Source organism: Streptomyces sp. NPDC040589 (assembly GCF_055594445.1).
The window spans coordinates 1,188,920-1,204,734 of the sequence record NZ_JBVIWP010000003.1 but is presented as its reverse complement, the minus strand read 5'-3'; the positions used below and the strand labels follow the sequence as shown (position 1 = coordinate 1,204,734).

Here is a 15,815-nt window from a genome sequence, read left to right as displayed (position 1 = left end):
CCGGCGAACAGCGGCGTCGCGAACATCAGCAGCATGATCGTGCCGTGCATCGTGAACGCCTGGTTGAACTGCTCGTTCGACATGATCTGCAGACCAGGCCGGGCCAGCTCGGCGCGCATGAACAGCGCCATCACGCCACCGATGACGAAGAAGGCGAACGATGTAATCAGGTACATCGTGCCGATCGTCTTGTGGTCCGTCGTCGTCAGCCACTTGACCACGACACTGCCGCGGTTCTGGCGCCTGACCGGCAACTCGTCCGCATAGTGGGACCCTGCTGCCGCGGCACCCTGGGGTTCGTTGAGGATGCTCACAGGTTGTTCGTCTCCCGGTTCTTCTCGTGGCTCGTCTGCGCGATGCCGGCAGGAACGTAACCGTTCTGCTGCTTGTCCACGAGGTCCTTGAGGTGCTGCTCGTAACGCTCGGGGGAGACGACCTTCACGTTGAACAGCATCCGAGAGTGGTCGACGCCGCAGAGCTCGGCGCACTTGCCCATGAAGGTGCCCTCCTTGTTGGGGGTCACCTCGAAGGCGTTGGTGTGGCCCGGGATGACGTCCTGCTTCATCAGGAACGGCACCACCCAGAAGGAGTGGATGACGTCACGCGAGGTGAGGACGAAGCGGACCGTCTTGCCCTTGGGCAGCCACAGGGTCGGGCCCGGGTTGCCCGTCTGCGGGTTCCGCGTACCGGGGGTACCGCAGTCGTAGGCGCCGCCGGCGTTGGCCGGGAAGTCCTCCTTGAACCGGTCCGGGATCGCGTCCAGGTCCTTGGAGGTCTTGGCGTCACCGGTGGAACCCGCGACGGGCTCGATGTAGTTGAAGCACCAGCTCCACTGGAAGCCGACCACGTTGACCGTGACGTCGGGCTTCTTCTTGAGGCTGAGCAGCTCGGACTCGTCACGGGCGGTGAAGTAGAACAGCACCGAGACGATGATGAGCGGGACCACGGTGTACAGCGCCTCGATGGGCATGTTGTACCGGGTCTGTGGGGGAACTTCGACCTTGGTGCGGCTGCGCCGGTGGAAGAAAGCACTCCACAGGATCAGACCCCACACCAGCACGCCAACGGCGAGCGCAGCCGCCCAGGACCCCTGCCACAGGGAGAGGATCCGCGGAGCCTCTTCCGTGGTCGGGGTGGGCATACCAAGGCGGGGGAAGTCTTCCCAGTTGTACGAGCAACCGGTGGCTGTCGCCAAGACCAGGCCCGCGGTCAGTGCCTGCAGCAGCTTCCGCCGCATCGGGCGCCGCGGCGAGCGGTCGGAGCCGTTGGGACTCACGTAGCGCCTTCCCGAGAGTCTCGCCCGCGCGGATCGGCTGCGGCCTGGCCTTCTCGCTGGTCGGTCGCCGCCCTGCGTCGGGCAGGGGTTTGGATGTTTATGCGGACCAAACCCTAGCCGACGCCCTCCGGGGGTTCTCGAGGAGGGGTGCCTACCGAGTCGGGGTGTTCGCTTGTTTGGCGGGTGCGGCCTTCGCTGTGGTTGCTCGCGCAGTTCCCCGCGCCCCTTTTGGGACGTCTCGGTGCTGGACGATCTAGCGTTGCCGTGTGGCCTACTTCGATGCTGCTTCCGCTGCTCCGCTTCATTCTGTTGCCCGGCAGGCTCTGCTGGCCTCCCTCGATGAAGGGTGGGCGGATCCGGCGCGGCTGTACAGGGAGGGGCGGCGGGCTCGGATGCTGTTGGACGCGGCTCGGGAGGCCGCCGCCGAGGCGGTGGGGTGCCGGGCGGACGAGCTGGTGTTCACCTCGTCCGGAACGCGTGCCGTGCATGCGGGGGTTGCGGGTGCGCTGGCCGGGCGGCGGCGGGTAGGGCGCCACCTGATCGTGTCAGCGGTCGAACATTCTTCGGTACTCCATTCGGCCGAGGCGCACGAGGCGGACGGCGGGTCCGTCACCCAGGTGCCGGTCGGCCGGGGCGGGGCGGTGGATCCGGTGGCCTACGGCGATGCCCTGCGCGGGGACACGGCGCTGGCCTGTCTCCAGTCGGCCAATCACGAGGTGGGGACGGAGCAGCCCGTCGCGGCGGTGGCCGAGCGGTGCCGGGAGGCCGGGGTGCCGTTGCTGGTGGATGCCGCGCAGTCGCTCGGGTGGGGTCCGGTGGAAGGGGACTGGTCCTTGCTCGCGGCCAGTGCGCACAAGTGGGGTGGGCCGTCCGGGGTCGGGCTGCTCGTGGTGCGGAAGGGTGTGCGGTTCTCGGCGCAAGGGCCGGTGGACGAGCGGGAGTCGGGGCGGGCGGCCGGTTTCGAGAACATCCCGGCGATCGTGGCCGCGGCGGCGTCGCTGCGGGCCGTACGGGCGGAGGCGGCCGGGGAGGCCGCGCGGTTGCGGGAGCTGACGGAGCGGATCCGGGCTCGGGTGCCGGGGCTGGTGCCCGATGTCGAGGTGGTCGGGGATCCGGTGCGCCGACTGCCCGGGGTCGTCACCTTCTCCTGTCTCTATGTCGATGGAGAGGCGCTGCTGCACGAGCTGGACCGGGAGGGGTTCTCCGTCTCGTCCGGGTCGTCCTGCACGAGCAGCACGCTGACGCCGAGCCATGTGCTGCGGGCGATGGGCGTGCTGAGCGAGGGCAATGTGCGGGTGTCGCTGCCGCTCGGGGCGGCGGAGGAGGATGTGGAGCGCTTCCTGGAGGTTCTGCCGAGGGCCGTGGCGGGCGTCCGGGAGAAGCTGGGGGCGCCGGTCTCCGAGGTGGTGGTGCGGGAGGCGGACGTCCTTGTCGTGGACTCTCTGGGCAAGAGGTGCCCGATTCCGGTCATCGAGCTCGCCAAGGTCATCGGCGATGTGCCGGTGGGGGGCCTGGTCCGGGTCCTGTCGGATGACGAGGCGGCCCGCCTGGACATCCCGGCGTGGTGCGAGATGCGGAACCAGGAGTACGTGGGCGAGGAACCGGCGGACAGAGGAACGGCGTACACGGTCCGCCGGGTGAGCTGAACGCCCTGCCTTTGGGGGCGTGGGGAACTGCGCGACCAGCCCCCCACGCCCCCGCAGACGAACAGCCCGGATCTCAGGCGAGGTGCGCCTGAACCTCCGCGGCGGCCTCATCCCCGTACGCCTTGGTGAACCGCTCCATGAAGTGCCCCCGCCGCAGCTGGTACTCCTGCGTCCCCACCGTCTCGATGACGAGAGTCGCCAGCATGCAGCCGACCTGCGCGGCCCGCTCCAGGGAGACGCCCCAGGCGAGGCCCGACATGAAGCCCGCGCGGAACGCGTCGCCGACGCCCGTGGGGTCGGCCTTGCGCTCCTCGTCCGGCGTGCCGACCTCGATCGGGTCCTCGCCGACCCGCTCGATGCGGACGCCGCGCGCGCCGAGGGTGGTCACGCGGTGGCCCACCCTGGACAGGATCTCCGCGTCGCTCCAGCCGGTCTTGGTCTCGATGAGGCCCTTCTCGTACTCGTTGGAGAAGAGGTACGTCGCCCCGTCGAGCAGGATGCGGATCTCCTCGCCGTTCATCCGGGCGATCTGCTGGGAGAAGTCGGCGGCGAACGGGATGGACCGGGAGCGGCACTCCTCGGTGTGGCGGAGCATCGCCTCAGGGTCGTCCGCGCCGATGGAGACCAGGTCGAGTCCGCCGACCCGGTCGGCGACGGTCTTCAGCTCGATGAGGCGGGCCTCGCTCATGGCGCCCGTATAGAAGGAGCCGATCTGGTTGTGGTCGGAGTCGGTGGTGCACACGAAGCGGGCGGTGTGCAGCGTGTCGGAGATGCGGACGGAGTCGGTGTCGACGCCGTGCCGGTCGAGCCAGGCGCGGTACTCGTCGAAGTCCGCGCCCGCGGCGCCGACCAGGATCGGCCGGGTGCCGAGCTGCCCCATGCCGAACGCGATGTTCGCGGCGACGCCGCCGCGGCGGACGTCGAGCTTGTCGACCAGGAACGACAGCGAGACCGTGTGCAGCTGGTCCGCTACGAGCTGGTCGGCGAAGCGACCGGGGAAGGTCATGAGGTGGTCGGTGGCGATGGAGCCGGTGACTGCGATGCGCACGGCGTGGATTCTCCTGAGAGAGGCGGGCCTTGACACTTCACGCTATCGGGTGGGCGGGGCAGCTCTGAAGGCAACGAAACTACCCGATAGTAGATCTTTCTCCGCGAGCTCGAGCGTGCCTACGGTGCCGCTATGACGAACCTCAAGGTCCAGGCACCCGTTCCGGTCGATCTCGAAGGCGATCTGGCGTCGTTGCCGGGTGACGGGGCGCGGATGGCTCCCCACTGGGCGGCTCCCGACCGGATCGCCTCCCGGCCGGTCTCCCCGGCCCTGATCCATGGTGTGACCGTACCTCCGGCGTCGGCCCGGCTGCTCGACGCCATGTCGGACTACGGGGACTGAACGGGCCCCTGCGGGAACCGTGTGCTCCCCCGCTGCGTCCCATCGCTGTCCCCCGTAAAGGGGAGGCGGGATACGACCCACCAGCGGCCCTTGTGTGACCGGTCCGGGTCCCCTGGGACAGCTGTGCAGCCGAAGGAGCGATGCGGTGAACACCGAGCGACCCGACAACGACGACGACGCCAGGGAAGCGGGCGGCACCGGAGCCGCCGACCCTGCCCGGGACATCGGGGGCGTCTCCGACGGTGAACGGGGTTCGGCGGGCGCGCGGGACGAGACAGAGGCGGGTTCGGCGAACGCCGAGGACGGGGCGGAGGCCCCGGGCTCGGCGAACGCCCAGGACGAGGCACAGACCCCGGGCTCGGCGAACGCCGAGGACGGGGCGGAGGCCCCGGGCTCGGCGAACGCCCAGGACGAGGCACAGACCCCGGGCTCGGCGAACGCCCAGGACGAGGCACAGACCCCGGGCTCGGCGAACGCCCAGGACGAGGCACAGGCCGGCGAGGCTTCCGAGGCTTTGGATGCCGAGTCCCGTGCGGCCGACACGCCCGAGGTCGCTGAGACGGAGCAGGCCCCTGAGGGCGGCCAGGCTCCTGAGGCCTCCGAAGCCCCGGAGGACGGCGCCACGGCGAAGGCCGCATCGGCACCGGAACCCGAGGCCGGCACCGAGAGCACCGGCGTCGACGAAGCCGGCTCGGCCCCGGACCGGGCAGCGGGCGCGGCAGCCGCCGAGGTGCCGGACAGCGACCTGCCCCGCGATGTGGAGGAACTGGTCCACCCGGGCGGCGGGCGACCCCGGACGCCCGCGATCATCGCCTCCGTCGCCGCCGCCGTGCTGCTGATCGGTGGGGGCGGGGCCTGGCTCGCCACCAACGTGGCCGACGGGTCCGGCGGTGGACAGACGTCCGGCGCGCCCGGCGGGGACGACACTCCCCCGCCGCTCGCGCTCGACGGGTACTCGGAATCGACCTCCGGCGAGGGCAACGGCATCGCACCCGGTGAGCCCAACCCCTACGGCGCCACCTACCGGCTCGGCGGCACGCTGCCGGACGGCCCCGGCGAAGCCCCGGTGTACCGGGCGCGGGGCGAGGTCACCAAGGAGGACGTGGCCCGGCTGGCGAAGGCCCTCGGGGTCGAGGGGGCGCCGGTGGCACAGGGCGAGGCCTGGAAGGTCGGGGCCGGTCAGGACGGTTCCGGGCCGAGTCTCCAGGTGAACAAGCAGGCGCCGGGGGCCTGGACGTTCAACCGCTATGCCCCGGGCACCGACAACTGCAAGGGCACCGACACCTGCACGGCTCCGCAGTCCGGCGGCACCCCGGTGAGCGAGGCGGCGGCGGAGAAGGCCGCGGCGCCGGTGCTGAAGGCGCTGGGTCAGGACGACGCGAAGCTCGACGCGAGCCAGGTCATGGGCGCCCAGCGGGTGGTGAACGCCGCTCCCGAGGTCGGCGGACTGCCGACGCACGGCTGGAACACCGGGGTGACGGTCGGCTCCGACGGCGAGGTCGTCGGCGGCAGCGGTCAGCTGAAGGCGCCGGCCAAGGGGGACACGTACCCCGTGGTCAGCGCCAAGAAGGCGCTGGAGCTGATGGAGGAGCGGCCGAAGAGCGACCACCGGATGGGCATCGGCGGCTGTGCGAGCGCCGTGCCGCTGAAGGACCGGCTGGAGCAGCCCTGCGGATCGTCGGCGAGCGGGTCTCCCGAGCAGGACGCGGTCACGGTCGAGAACGCCGTGTTCGGACTGGCCTCGCACTTCGCGGACGGGCGCCAGGCGCTGGTGCCGTCCTGGCTGTTCGAGGTGACGGCGCCGGGTGCGAAGGACCCGTTCACGGTGACGTACCCGGCGGTCGACCCGAAGTACCTGACGTCCTCCACGCCGAGCGAGCCGAGTGACAAGCCGACGTCGGCGCCCGGACCGCGCAACGTAGAGGTGGACGGCTACCGGGCCGAGGGTGACGAGCTGACCGTGACCTTCACGGGCGGGGTGTGCGCCGACTACGACGTGAAGGCGAGCGAAAAGGGCGGCGAGGTGACGGTCGAGGTGACCTCGACCGCGTGGCCGGACAAGGTCTGCATCATGATCGCGAAGCAGTTCCAGGAGACCGTGCGGCTGGACGAGCCGCTGGGTGACCGTGAGGTCGTGGGCTCGGACGGCAAGGCGGTCCCGCTGGCCAAGGAGGGTGCGCGGCTGCCGGCTCCCCCGACGCGGGAGCGGTAGTACCGGGTAGGCATGCGGCGCGAAGGCGGCGGCCCCGTCGGAGGGGGCCGCCGCCTTCGTCATGTCCGCTGCCGCCTATGGCGGTCCGGCAGGCTCAGCTGAAGGAGTCGCCGCAGGCGCAGGAGCCGGTCGCGTTCGGGTTGTCGATCGTGAAGCCCTGCTTCTCGATCGTGTCCACGAAGTCGATCGTGGCACCGCCCAGGTACGGGGCGCTCATGCGGTCGGTGACGACCTTCACACCGCCGAAGTCCTTCTCGACGTCGCCGTCGAGGGAACGCTCGTCGAAGAAGAGCTGGTAGCGCAGGCCGGAGCAGCCGCCGGGCTGGACGGCGACGCGCAGCGCGAGGTCGTCGCGGCCTTCCTGGTCGAGCAGGGTCTTGACCTTGTCCGCGGCGGCGTCGGTCAGGATGATGCCGTCGCTGACGGTGGTGGTCTCGTCCGATACGGACATCTACATCTCTCCCGGGTTGTACGGAGACTGCTTGCCGACGGGTCCAACCGGCGGGGCCGCGGATTCATTCCGGGCCTGGCGCTCGATTTACGGCTCCGTTTCATGCTCGCACACACGCCGGGAACCGGAAAACGGCTCTTTCCCGGTGTTCCCGGGAATGAACGGCGGCTCACCGGGATTCACGTCACACAGACGCTATGGCCATCGTCAACGTGACGTGAAGCGGTTATGATAGATAGCGTCAAATCGACGAAAAGTCGCGTAACAGAAAGGGTGCGTGTCGTGACCACCGCCCAGCCCCAGGAGCTCGACGTACAGCCGACGCCCCTCGCCCTGCTGCTCCTCGGCCGTGAGGCCGACCCCAGGAGCGAGCGCGGCGTGGAGTGCCCCGGCGACCTGCCCTCGCCGTCCGACCCGGACCTGGTGGAGCGCGCCCGCAAGGCCAAGGAGAAGCTCGGAGACAAGGTCTTCGTGCTCGGCCACCACTACCAGCGCGACGAGGTCATCCAGTTCGCCGATGTCACCGGAGACTCCTTCAAGCTGGCCCGGGACGCCGCCGCCCGCCCGGAGGCCGAGTACATCGTGTTCTGCGGTGTGCACTTCATGGCCGAGTCCGCGGACATCCTGACGTCCGACGACCAGAAGGTCGTCCTGCCCGACCTGGCCGCCGGCTGCTCGATGGCCGACATGGCGACGGCCGAGCAGGTCGCCGAGTGCTGGGACGTGCTGACCGAGGCCGGGATAGCCGAGCAGGTCGTGCCCGTCTCGTACATGAACTCGTCCGCCGACATCAAGGCGTTCACGGGCAAGCACGGCGGCACGATCTGCACCTCCTCGAACGCCAAACGGGCCCTGGACTGGGCCTTCGAGCAGGGCGAGAAGGTCCTCTTCCTGCCGGACCAGCACCTCGGCCGCAACACCGCCGTGCGGGACATGGGCATGACCCTGGAGGACTGCGTCCTCTACAACCCGCACAAGCCGAACGGCGGTCTGACGGCCGAGGAACTGCGCGCCGCGAAGATGATCCTGTGGCGCGGCCACTGCTCGGTCCACGGCCGCTTCAGCCTCGACTCGGTGAACGACGTGCGCGAGCGCATCCCGGGCGTGAACGTCCTGGTCCACCCCGAGTGCCGGCACGAGGTCGTGGCCGCGGCGGACTACGTCGGCTCGACGGAGTACATCATCAAGGCCCTGGAGGCGGCCCCGGCCGGCTCCAAGTGGGCCATCGGCACGGAGCTGAACCTGGTCCGCCGCCTGGCGAACCGTTTCGCACCCGAGGGCAAGGAGATCGTCTTCCTCGACAAGACGGTCTGCTTCTGCTCGACGATGAACCGCATCGACCTCCCTCACCTGGTCTGGGCCCTGGAATCCCTGGCCGAGGGCAACCTCGTCAACCGCATCGAGGTGGACAAGGAGACGGAGGCGTTCGCGAAACTGGCGCTGGAGCGGATGCTGGCGCTGCCGTAACGGTCCTTCCGCACAACGGAGGCCCCACCCGGTGTCCGGGTGGGGCCTCCTGCGTCGTACGAGAGTGCCGTACGAGGATCAGACCTGCGCGGGCTCCGGCTCCTCCGCCGTCTCCGTGCGCGGGGCCGGAAGGCCCTTCTTCGCTGCCCGCTTCTTCGCCCGGCGCTCCTTGCGGAGCTCGAACATCGCGTACAGCGTCGGGACCAGGAGGAGGGTGAGCAGGGTCGACGTCACCAGACCGCCGATCACGACCACGGCCAGCGGCTGGGCGATGAAGCCGCCCTCGCCGGTGATGCCGAGGGCCATGGGCAGCAGGGCGAAGATCGTCGCCAGGGCGGTCATGAGGATCGGGCGCAGCCGGTGGCGGCCGCCCTCGATCACGGCCTCGACGACGCCGTAGCCCTGCTTGCGGTACTGGTTGATCAGGTCGATCAGCACGATCGCGTTCGTCACCACGATGCCGATCAGCATCAGCATGCCGATCATCGCGGGGACACCCATCGGCGTGCCGGTCGCCACCAGGAGGCCGATGGCGCCCGTGGCCGCGAACGGGATGGAGACGAGCAGGATCAGCGGCTGGACCAGGGACTTGAAGGTGCCGACCAGCAGCATGAAGACGATCGCGATGGCCGCCAGCATCGCCAGGCCCAGGTTGAGGAACGCCTCGTCCTGGTCCTCGGAGACACCGCCGATCGACGCCGTGGCGCCCTCCGGGAGCTTCAGCGCGCTGATCTCGGACTGGAGCTTCGTGCTCACCGCCCCCGTGTTGTCACCGGTCGGCTTCGCGGAGATGGTGGCCGCGCGCTGGCCGTCGATCCGGGTCATGGAGACCGGCCCGTCGACCTGCTTCACCGTGGCGATGTCGCCGAGCTTCACCGCGCCCAGGCGCAGGTCCTGAAGCTGCTTCAGCGTCCGCGCGGGCTCGGCCGAACGGATGACGACGTCGCGCTCGCTGTCGTCCAGGGTCGCCTTGGCCGCGTTGGTGCCGCGGATCGCCTGCGCGACGGCGGCGCCCAGGGTCTGGTCGTCGAATCCGGCAGCGGCCGCCTTGTCGTTGGCCTTCACCGAGATGCGCGGCACGCTCTGCGCCAGGTCGCTGGTGACGTCCGTGACGTCGTCGAGCGAGGCGACCTTCTTGCGGACTTCCTCGGACGCCGTACGCAGGACATCGGAGTCGGCGGCCTTCACCACGACGCTGAGGTCCTGGGCGCCGAAGCCGTCACCGGCGGCGATGGTGGTCGTGCCGATGCCCTTGAGACCGGCCAGGCCCTTCTCGATGTCGTCCTGGACGTCCTCGAACGGCACCGAGTCGTCCAGCATCACCTGGTACGAGGCCTGGTTGGTGTCCGTGCCGCCGCCGAAGGCGGCCATGAAGCCGGACGAACCGATCGTGACCTGGTAGTCCTTCACGCCCTTGGTGTCGGCGAGCAGCTGCTCGACCTTCTTCGCCTGGGCGTCGGTCGCCGCGAGGCTGGTGCCGGGCTTCAGCTCCTGCTTGACGCTGAGGACCTCCTGCTCGCCCTGGTCGAAGAAGTTCGTCTTCAGCAGCGGCGCCATGCCGAACGTGCCGACGAGGACGACGATCGCGAGGGCCACGCTGGTGAGGCGGCGGCGGGTCGCGAAGCGCAGGACCGGGACGTAGAGGCGCTGGAGGCGGCTCTTGGCCTCCTTCTCCTCGGCGATCCGGCGCGCCTCGTCGGCGTCCTCGGGGGTGCCCTTCGGGGGACGCAGGAACCAGTACGACAGGACCGGGACGACCGTCAGGGAGACGAGCAGGGACGCCAGCAGCGCGGCGGTCACCGTCAGGCTGAACGAGCCGAACAGCTCGCCCACCATGCCGCCGACCAGGCCGATCGGCAGGAACACCGCGACCGTGGTGAGCGTCGAGGACGTCACCGCGCCCGCGACCTCACGGACGGCCTGGAGGATCGCCGAGTGGCGCTCCTCGCCGTAGCCGAGGTGCCGCTTGATGTTCTCCAGGACCACGATCGAGTCGTCGACGACACGTCCGATGGCGATCGTCAGCGCGCCCAGCGTCAGGACGTTCAGCGACAGGTCGCGCGTCCACAGCACGATCAGGGCGAGGACGACCGACAGCGGGATGGACACCGCGGTCACGAGGGTCGAGCGGATCGAGGCCAGGAAGACCAGGATCACCAGGACCGCGAAGAGCAGACCGAGCGCACCCTCGGTGGTCAGGCCCTTGATGGACTTGGAGACCGCCGGGCCCTGGTCGCTGACGACCGTGAGGCTCGCGCCGGAGCCGAGGTCCTTGCGCAGCTCCGGGAGCTTGTCCTGGACGGCCTCGGAGATGGCGACCGCGCTGCCGTCGCGGTCCATGGTGACGGCGACCGAGAGGCTGGGCTTGCCGTCCGTGCGGGTGATGGAGTCGGCCGGGGCCTCCTGCTGCTTCACCGTGGCGACATCGCCGAGGCGCACCGGCTTCCCCTTGCCGGGCTCGCCCGTGACCATCAGGTCCTGGATCTGCTTCAGCGAGGTGAAGCCGCCGCCGACCTGGACCGTGCGGTTGGCGCCGTCCTCGTCGAAGGAGCCGGCCGGGACGGTGGCGCCGCCCGCCTGGAGCGCCTGCGTGAGGGACTGCGGGGTGAGGCCCGCCTTCGCGAGCTTCGCGTTGTCGGGGGTGACGGCGACCTGGAGGTCCCGCACACCGTCGACGGTGACCTGGCCGACGCCGTCGATGCTCTTGAGGTCCGGCACGACGGTCTTGTCGAGCTGGTCGGCCAGGGCCTGCTGGTCCCGCTCGGAGCTGACGGCGAGGACGACGGTCGGCATGTCGTCCGTGGAACCGGCGACGATCTGCGGGTCGACGTCGTCCGGGAGCTGGACGCGGGCCCGGTTGACGGCCTGCTGGACGTCGGCGACGAGCTGCTTGGTGTCGTTGCCGTAGTCGAAGGACGCCATGATCACGGCGTTGCCCTCGCTGGCGGTGGAGGTGACGCCGCTGATGCCGTCGACGGCTTCGAGGTTGTCCTCGATGGGTTCGACGACCTGCTTCTCGACCACGTCCGGTGACGCGCCCTGATACGGCGCCAGCACGGACACCATGGGCAGTTCGATGGTGGGCAGCAGCTGCTGCTTGAGCTGGGGTATCGCGATCGCCCCGAAGACGAGCGCGATGATCGACATCAGCCCTATCAGGGCCCGTTGCGCGAGGCTGAATTTCGACAGCCAGGACATGGGTGAGGGTCTCTCTTCTGTTAGCGGCAGAAGCGGCAGCGAGCGCGCAGATGAGCACCCGCCCCTACACCCTGAGCCATCGGGGACCGGGGTTTCGTAGGCCCCAGGTCCATTTCCTTATGCCGCGCATACTCCGGGCGCAGTACACCCGGGTCGAGCTCACTCCACCCTTGGACGGACCAGGCCGGATTCGTACGCGGTGACCACGAGCTGGGCCCTGTCCCGGGCGCCCAGCTTGGCCATGGCCCGGTTGACGTGCGTCTTCACCGTCAGCGGGCTGACCTCGAGACGCTCGGCGATCTCGTCGTTGGAGTGTCCGCCGGCGACCTGGACGAGCACTTCGCGCTCCCGCCCGGTGAGCGAGTCGAGCCGCTCGGCGCGGGCCGGGTCGCGCTCGCCGTCGTCGGTCGGGTCCTGGGCGAGGAAGCGGGCGATGAGGCCCGTGGTGGCCGCCGGGGACAGCAGGGCCTGGCCGCCGGCGGCGGTCCGGATGGCGGTCAGCAGCTCCTCGGGCTCCGAGCCCTTGCCGAGGAAGCCGGAGGCGCCGGCGCGCAGCGACTGCACCACGTAGTCGTCGACCTCGAACGTCGTCAGGATGACCACGCGGACGTCGGCGAGTTCGGGGTCGGCGCTGATCATGCGGGTCGCGGCGAGACCGTCGGTGCCGGGCATCCGGATGTCCATGAGGACGACGTCGGCGTGCTGCTCCTTGGTCATCCGCACCGCTTCCGCGCCGTCGGACGCCTCCCCCACCACCTCCATGTCGGGCTCGGAGTCGACGAGCACCCGGAAGGCGCTGCGCAGCAGCGCCTGGTCGTCGGCGAGCAGGACACGGATGGTCATGCGGGGTCCTCCCCGGTCGGTGTGCGGTTCTTGACCGGCAGGATCGCATGGACGCGGAAGCCGCCGCCGTAGCGGGGACCGGTGGTGAGGGTGCCGCGCAGGGCGGTGACGCGCTCCCGCATGCCGAGCAGGCCGTGTCCGCCGCCGCTGCCCGGGTCGGCGTCCTCGCCGCTGCCGTCGTCGAGCACGGTGATCTCGATGTTCGGTCCGACCCGTACGACGCTGACCTCGGCCTTGGCGTGCGGCCCGGCGTGCTTCCGCACGTTCGTCAGGGCCTCCTGGATGATCCGGTAGGCGGCCAGGTCGACGGCCGCGGGCAGGGCGGTGCCCTGGTCGGTGCGGGCGACCTCGATGCGTTGTCCGGCGTTGCGGAAGGTGCCGGCGAGTTCGTCGAGGCGGTCCAGGCCGGGGGCGGGTTCGGTGGGGGCCTCCGGGTCACCGGACTGCCGGAGCAGGCCGACGGTGGCCCGCAGCTCGTTGAGGGCGGAGCGGCTGGCCTCCCGGACGTGGGCGAGGGCCTCCTTGGCCTGGTCGGGGCGCTTGTCCATGACGTGGGCGGCGACGCCGGCCTGGACGTTGACCAGGGCGATGTGGTGGGCGACGACGTCGTGCAGGTCGCGGGCGATGCGCAGGCGTTCCTCGGCGACCCGGCGGCGGGCCTCCTCCTCGCGGGTGCGTTCGGCGCGTTCGGCGCGTTCCCGGATGGCCTGGATGAAGGCGCGGCGGCTGCGGACGGCGTCGCCCGCGGTGGCGCCGATGCCGGCCCAGGCCACGATGCCGAGGTTCTCCTGGGCGTACCAGGGCAGGGGGCCGGCGGCCATGGCGGCGCCGGTCAGCACGGTCGTGGTGAGCAGTCCGACCCGCCAGGTGGTGGGGCGGTCGGTGGTGGAGGCGACGGTGTACAGGGCGATGACCGCGGACATGGCGACGGGGGCGCGAGGGTCGCCGGTGACGGACTCGATGACGGAGAACGTGCCGGTGAGGGCCAGGACCGTCATGGGGGCGCGGCGGCGGAAGACCAGGGCGGCGGCGGCGAGGACCATCAGGACGAGGCTGAGCGGGTCGGGGGTGCGCAGGACCCAGTTGACGGTGTCGCGGTGCCGGGGCTCCACGAAGGAGCCGGCGACCATACAGGCCAGGACCCCTGAGGCCAGGACCGCGTCCACGGCGAGGGGGTGCGCCTTGGCCTGGACTTTGGCCCTTTGGAGGGTGCTCACGGCTGATTACGGTAGCTGGGCGAGGTGTACGGGGGTATGGGGGCCGGGTGTGAGGTGCTCGGCGTCGGCGCCACTCAGCCCGGGATCAAGCCGTCGTCGTTCAGGAAGTCCCTGACCTCTTCCAGAGTCGCGTCCGGAGACGGGAGGATCAGTTCCGATGGTTCCAGGGAGTCGTCCGGGAGGGGTTCGCCGAGGTCGCGGACCCTGGTCAGCAGGGCCTGGAGGGTGCGACGGAAGGCCGGGCCGTCGCCGTTCTCCATTTCGGCCAGGAGCTCGTCGTCCAGCTTGTTCAGTTCGGTGAGGTGGCCGTCGGCCAGCCTCACCTGGCCCTCCCCCATGATCCGTACGATCATGTCGCCCTCCTAGGCGTGGGCCCCTACTGCTTGTCGAAGCGCGGGGTGTCCTGCGGCTGCTGCCGGTCCTGCTGCGGCGACTGGCTCGTGCCACCTTCGATGGCCTGCTGCCCGGCGGCCGGGCCCCCGGCCAGCTCCTGCTTCATCCGCTGCAGTTCCAGCTCTACATCCGTACCACCGGAGAGCCGGTCCAGCTCGGCCTGGATGTCGTCCTTGTGCATCCCGGACTGGTCGTCCAGCGCCCCGGAGGCGAGCAGCTCGTCGATCGCGCCGGCGCGCGCCTGGAGCTGTGCCGTCTTGTCCTCGGCGCGCTGGATCGCCATGCCGACGTCGCCCATCTCCTCCGAGATGCCGGAGAAGGCCTCGCCGATCCGGGTCTGCGCCTGGGCCGCCGTGTACGTCGCCTTGATCGTCTCCTTCTTCGTACGGAAGGCGTCGACCTTGGCCTGGAGCCGCTGGGCCGCGAGAGTGAGCTTCTCCTCCTCGCCCTGCAGCGTCGCGTGCTGGGTCTCCAGGTCGGTCACCTGCTGCTGGAGGGCGGCCCGGCGGGACAGCGCTTCGCGGGCCAGGTCCTCACGGCCCAGCGCGAGCGCCTTGCGGCCCTGGTCCTCCAGCGTGGAGGACTGCTTGTTCAGCTGGGCGAGCTGCAGCTCCAGGCGCTTGCGGCTGGTCGCCACGTCGGCGACGCCGCGGCGCACCTTCTGGAGCAGCTCCAGCTGCTTCTGGTACGAGTAATCGAGGGTCTCGCGCGGGTCCTCGGCCCGGTCAAGGGCCTTGTTCGCCTTCGCGCGGAAGATCATCCCCATACGCTTCATGACACCGCTCATGGGCTTCGCGCGCCCCCTTCTGACCGACTCCGGCTCCAGCTCCTGCGACAGAACCCACAGTACGGGCCCTGCATCCATTACCGCACTGTTCGGGGACGGATGCGCTCATCCCCAAGGACGACTGTGGACGACCCCGCTCCGGCGTAGGGAGTAGGTGATCCCCGGGGTTACCGGAGGCGTACATCCCGGGGAACGACCGGAGCCGTACACAACGTCCCCTCTGTCCCCATACAGACGACTGGTGTTGCCGGATCGTTCCCCACGGGACTGGGGTCCATGCCCGGAAGCCCTTACCCTTGGGTTTTGTGTTCCGTAGCCGTGCGAAGGATGAGAAGGCCCAGGCCGCCGTGAAGGCGCCGGAGACCGACTCCAGTCAGCCCCGTCACCCCGAGGCCCGCAAGGGCCGTCCCACGCCCAAGCGCAGCCAGGCCCAGTCCCAGCGCCGCAGCGTGGCCAACACGTCGACGACGCGCAAGGAGGCCGCCAAGCGACAGCGCGCGGAGCGCCGTACCGCGATGGAGCGCCAGCGCCAGGCGCTGGCCAGCGGCGACGAGCGGTATCTGCCCGCCCGCGACAAGGGACCGGTCCGCCGGTTCGCGCGCGACTTCGTCGACTCGCGGTTCAACATCGCGGAGTTCTTCCTGCCGATGGCCGTGGTCATCCTCGTGCTGAGCATGGTGCGCGTGGCCTCGCTGCAGAACGTCGCGCTGCTGCTGTGGCTCGTGGTGATCGTGCTGATCGTGCTCGACTCGTTCGTGTCGGCCTTCCGTCTGAAGAAGCAGCTGGCCGAGCGGTTCGCCGGCGAGAACAGGCGTGGCGCGGTCGCCTACGCCCTGATGCGCTCCCTCCAGATGCGCCGGCTCCGGCTGCCGAAGCCGCAGGTCAAGCGCGGAGAGCGGCCCTGACCACGACGCCGTTTTCCGAGAGCGCGGCGG

At 70.2% G+C, this 15,815-nt stretch carries 14 protein-coding genes; 5 read left to right on the top strand and 9 right to left on the bottom strand.

The window, feature by feature from the left end; translation table 11 throughout:
- Together ACZ58V_RS17860 and ctaC are read right to left on the bottom strand one after the other, a co-directional pair.
- A partial coding sequence (locus ACZ58V_RS17860; protein ID WP_471290676.1) for a cbb3-type cytochrome c oxidase subunit I occupies positions 1 to 314 on the bottom strand: 314 nt, incomplete at its 3' end.
- A complete protein-coding gene (gene ctaC, locus ACZ58V_RS17855) occupies positions 311 to 1,276 on the bottom strand; it encodes an aa3-type cytochrome oxidase subunit II (RefSeq protein WP_468190550.1) in 966 nt (321 codons plus the stop codon). The genes ctaC and ACZ58V_RS17860, both read right to left, overlap by 4 nt.
- A gap of 266 nt (positions 1,277 to 1,542) precedes the next feature.
- On the opposite strand from ctaC, the gene ACZ58V_RS17850 reads away from it, so the two are divergent.
- Entirely contained in the window at positions 1,543 to 2,922 is a 1,380-nt protein-coding gene (locus tag ACZ58V_RS17850) for an aminotransferase class V-fold PLP-dependent enzyme (RefSeq protein ID WP_471290675.1), read from the top strand.
- A gap of 73 nt (positions 2,923 to 2,995) precedes the next feature.
- On the opposite strand, the gene ACZ58V_RS17845 is transcribed toward ACZ58V_RS17850, so the two are convergent.
- Positions 2,996 to 3,970, bottom strand: coding sequence for a carbohydrate kinase family protein (locus tag ACZ58V_RS17845; RefSeq protein WP_468190554.1), 975 nt, complete (start codon positions 3,968 to 3,970; stop codon positions 2,996 to 2,998).
- A 132-nt stretch (positions 3,971 to 4,102) separates the two neighbouring features.
- Here ACZ58V_RS17845 and ACZ58V_RS17840 point away from each other — a divergent pair, with 132 nt between their 5' ends.
- Together ACZ58V_RS17840 and ACZ58V_RS17835 are read left to right on the top strand one after the other, a co-directional pair.
- Positions 4,103 to 4,312: a hypothetical protein gene (locus tag ACZ58V_RS17840; RefSeq protein WP_189724603.1), complete on the top strand. Its 210-nt coding sequence runs from the start codon at positions 4,103 to 4,105 to the stop codon at positions 4,310 to 4,312.
- A gap of 145 nt (positions 4,313 to 4,457) precedes the next feature.
- On the top strand, positions 4,458 to 6,524 hold the full coding sequence (locus ACZ58V_RS17835) for a hypothetical protein (protein WP_471290674.1): 2,067 nt from the start codon (positions 4,458 to 4,460) through the stop codon (positions 6,522 to 6,524).
- 94 nt (positions 6,525 to 6,618) lie between these two features.
- Here the strand turns inward: ACZ58V_RS17835 and ACZ58V_RS17830 are convergent, their stop codons facing one another.
- Entirely contained in the window at positions 6,619 to 6,975 is a 357-nt protein-coding gene (locus tag ACZ58V_RS17830) for a HesB/IscA family protein (RefSeq protein ID WP_003989692.1), read from the bottom strand.
- A gap of 282 nt (positions 6,976 to 7,257) precedes the next feature.
- On the opposite strand from ACZ58V_RS17830, the gene nadA reads away from it, so the two are divergent.
- Positions 7,258 to 8,442 carry a quinolinate synthase NadA gene (gene nadA / locus ACZ58V_RS17825; RefSeq protein ID WP_468190559.1) on the top strand — a complete coding sequence of 395 codons (1,185 nt, stop codon included), beginning with the start codon at positions 7,258 to 7,260 and terminating at the stop codon, positions 8,440 to 8,442.
- A gap of 78 nt (positions 8,443 to 8,520) precedes the next feature.
- Here the strand turns inward: nadA and ACZ58V_RS17820 are convergent, their stop codons facing one another.
- The 5 genes from ACZ58V_RS17820 to ACZ58V_RS17800 all read right to left on the bottom strand — a co-directional run bounded on the left by ACZ58V_RS17820 (position 8,521) and on the right by ACZ58V_RS17800 (position 14,880).
- On the bottom strand, positions 8,521 to 11,640 hold the full coding sequence (locus ACZ58V_RS17820) for an efflux RND transporter permease subunit (RefSeq protein ID WP_468190561.1): 3,120 nt from the start codon (positions 11,638 to 11,640) through the stop codon (positions 8,521 to 8,523).
- A 159-nt stretch (positions 11,641 to 11,799) separates the two neighbouring features.
- Complete coding sequence (locus tag ACZ58V_RS17815) at positions 11,800 to 12,483, bottom strand: response regulator (RefSeq protein ID WP_468190563.1); 684 nt, start codon at positions 12,481 to 12,483, stop codon at positions 11,800 to 11,802.
- Positions 12,480 to 13,700: a sensor histidine kinase gene (locus tag ACZ58V_RS17810; RefSeq protein WP_468190565.1), complete on the bottom strand. Its 1,221-nt coding sequence runs from the start codon at positions 13,698 to 13,700 to the stop codon at positions 12,480 to 12,482. Before ACZ58V_RS17810 ends, ACZ58V_RS17815 begins: the two co-directional genes overlap by 4 nt.
- 74 nt (positions 13,701 to 13,774) lie before the next feature.
- On the bottom strand, positions 13,775 to 14,053 hold the full coding sequence (gene pspAA / locus ACZ58V_RS17805) for a PspA-associated protein PspAA (protein WP_189724610.1): 279 nt from the start codon (positions 14,051 to 14,053) through the stop codon (positions 13,775 to 13,777).
- A 23-nt stretch (positions 14,054 to 14,076) separates the two neighbouring features.
- The gene (locus tag ACZ58V_RS17800; protein WP_189724611.1) at positions 14,077 to 14,880 is read right to left on the bottom strand and encodes a PspA/IM30 family protein; all 804 of its coding nucleotides are present in this window, start codon (positions 14,878 to 14,880) and stop codon (positions 14,077 to 14,079) included.
- Positions 14,881 to 15,185: 305 nt separating this feature from the next.
- On the opposite strand from ACZ58V_RS17800, the gene ACZ58V_RS17795 reads away from it, so the two are divergent.
- Positions 15,186 to 15,785, top strand: coding sequence for a DUF3043 domain-containing protein (locus ACZ58V_RS17795; protein ID WP_189724612.1), 600 nt, complete (start codon positions 15,186 to 15,188; stop codon positions 15,783 to 15,785).
- Positions 15,786 to 15,815: the final 30 nt, after the last annotated feature.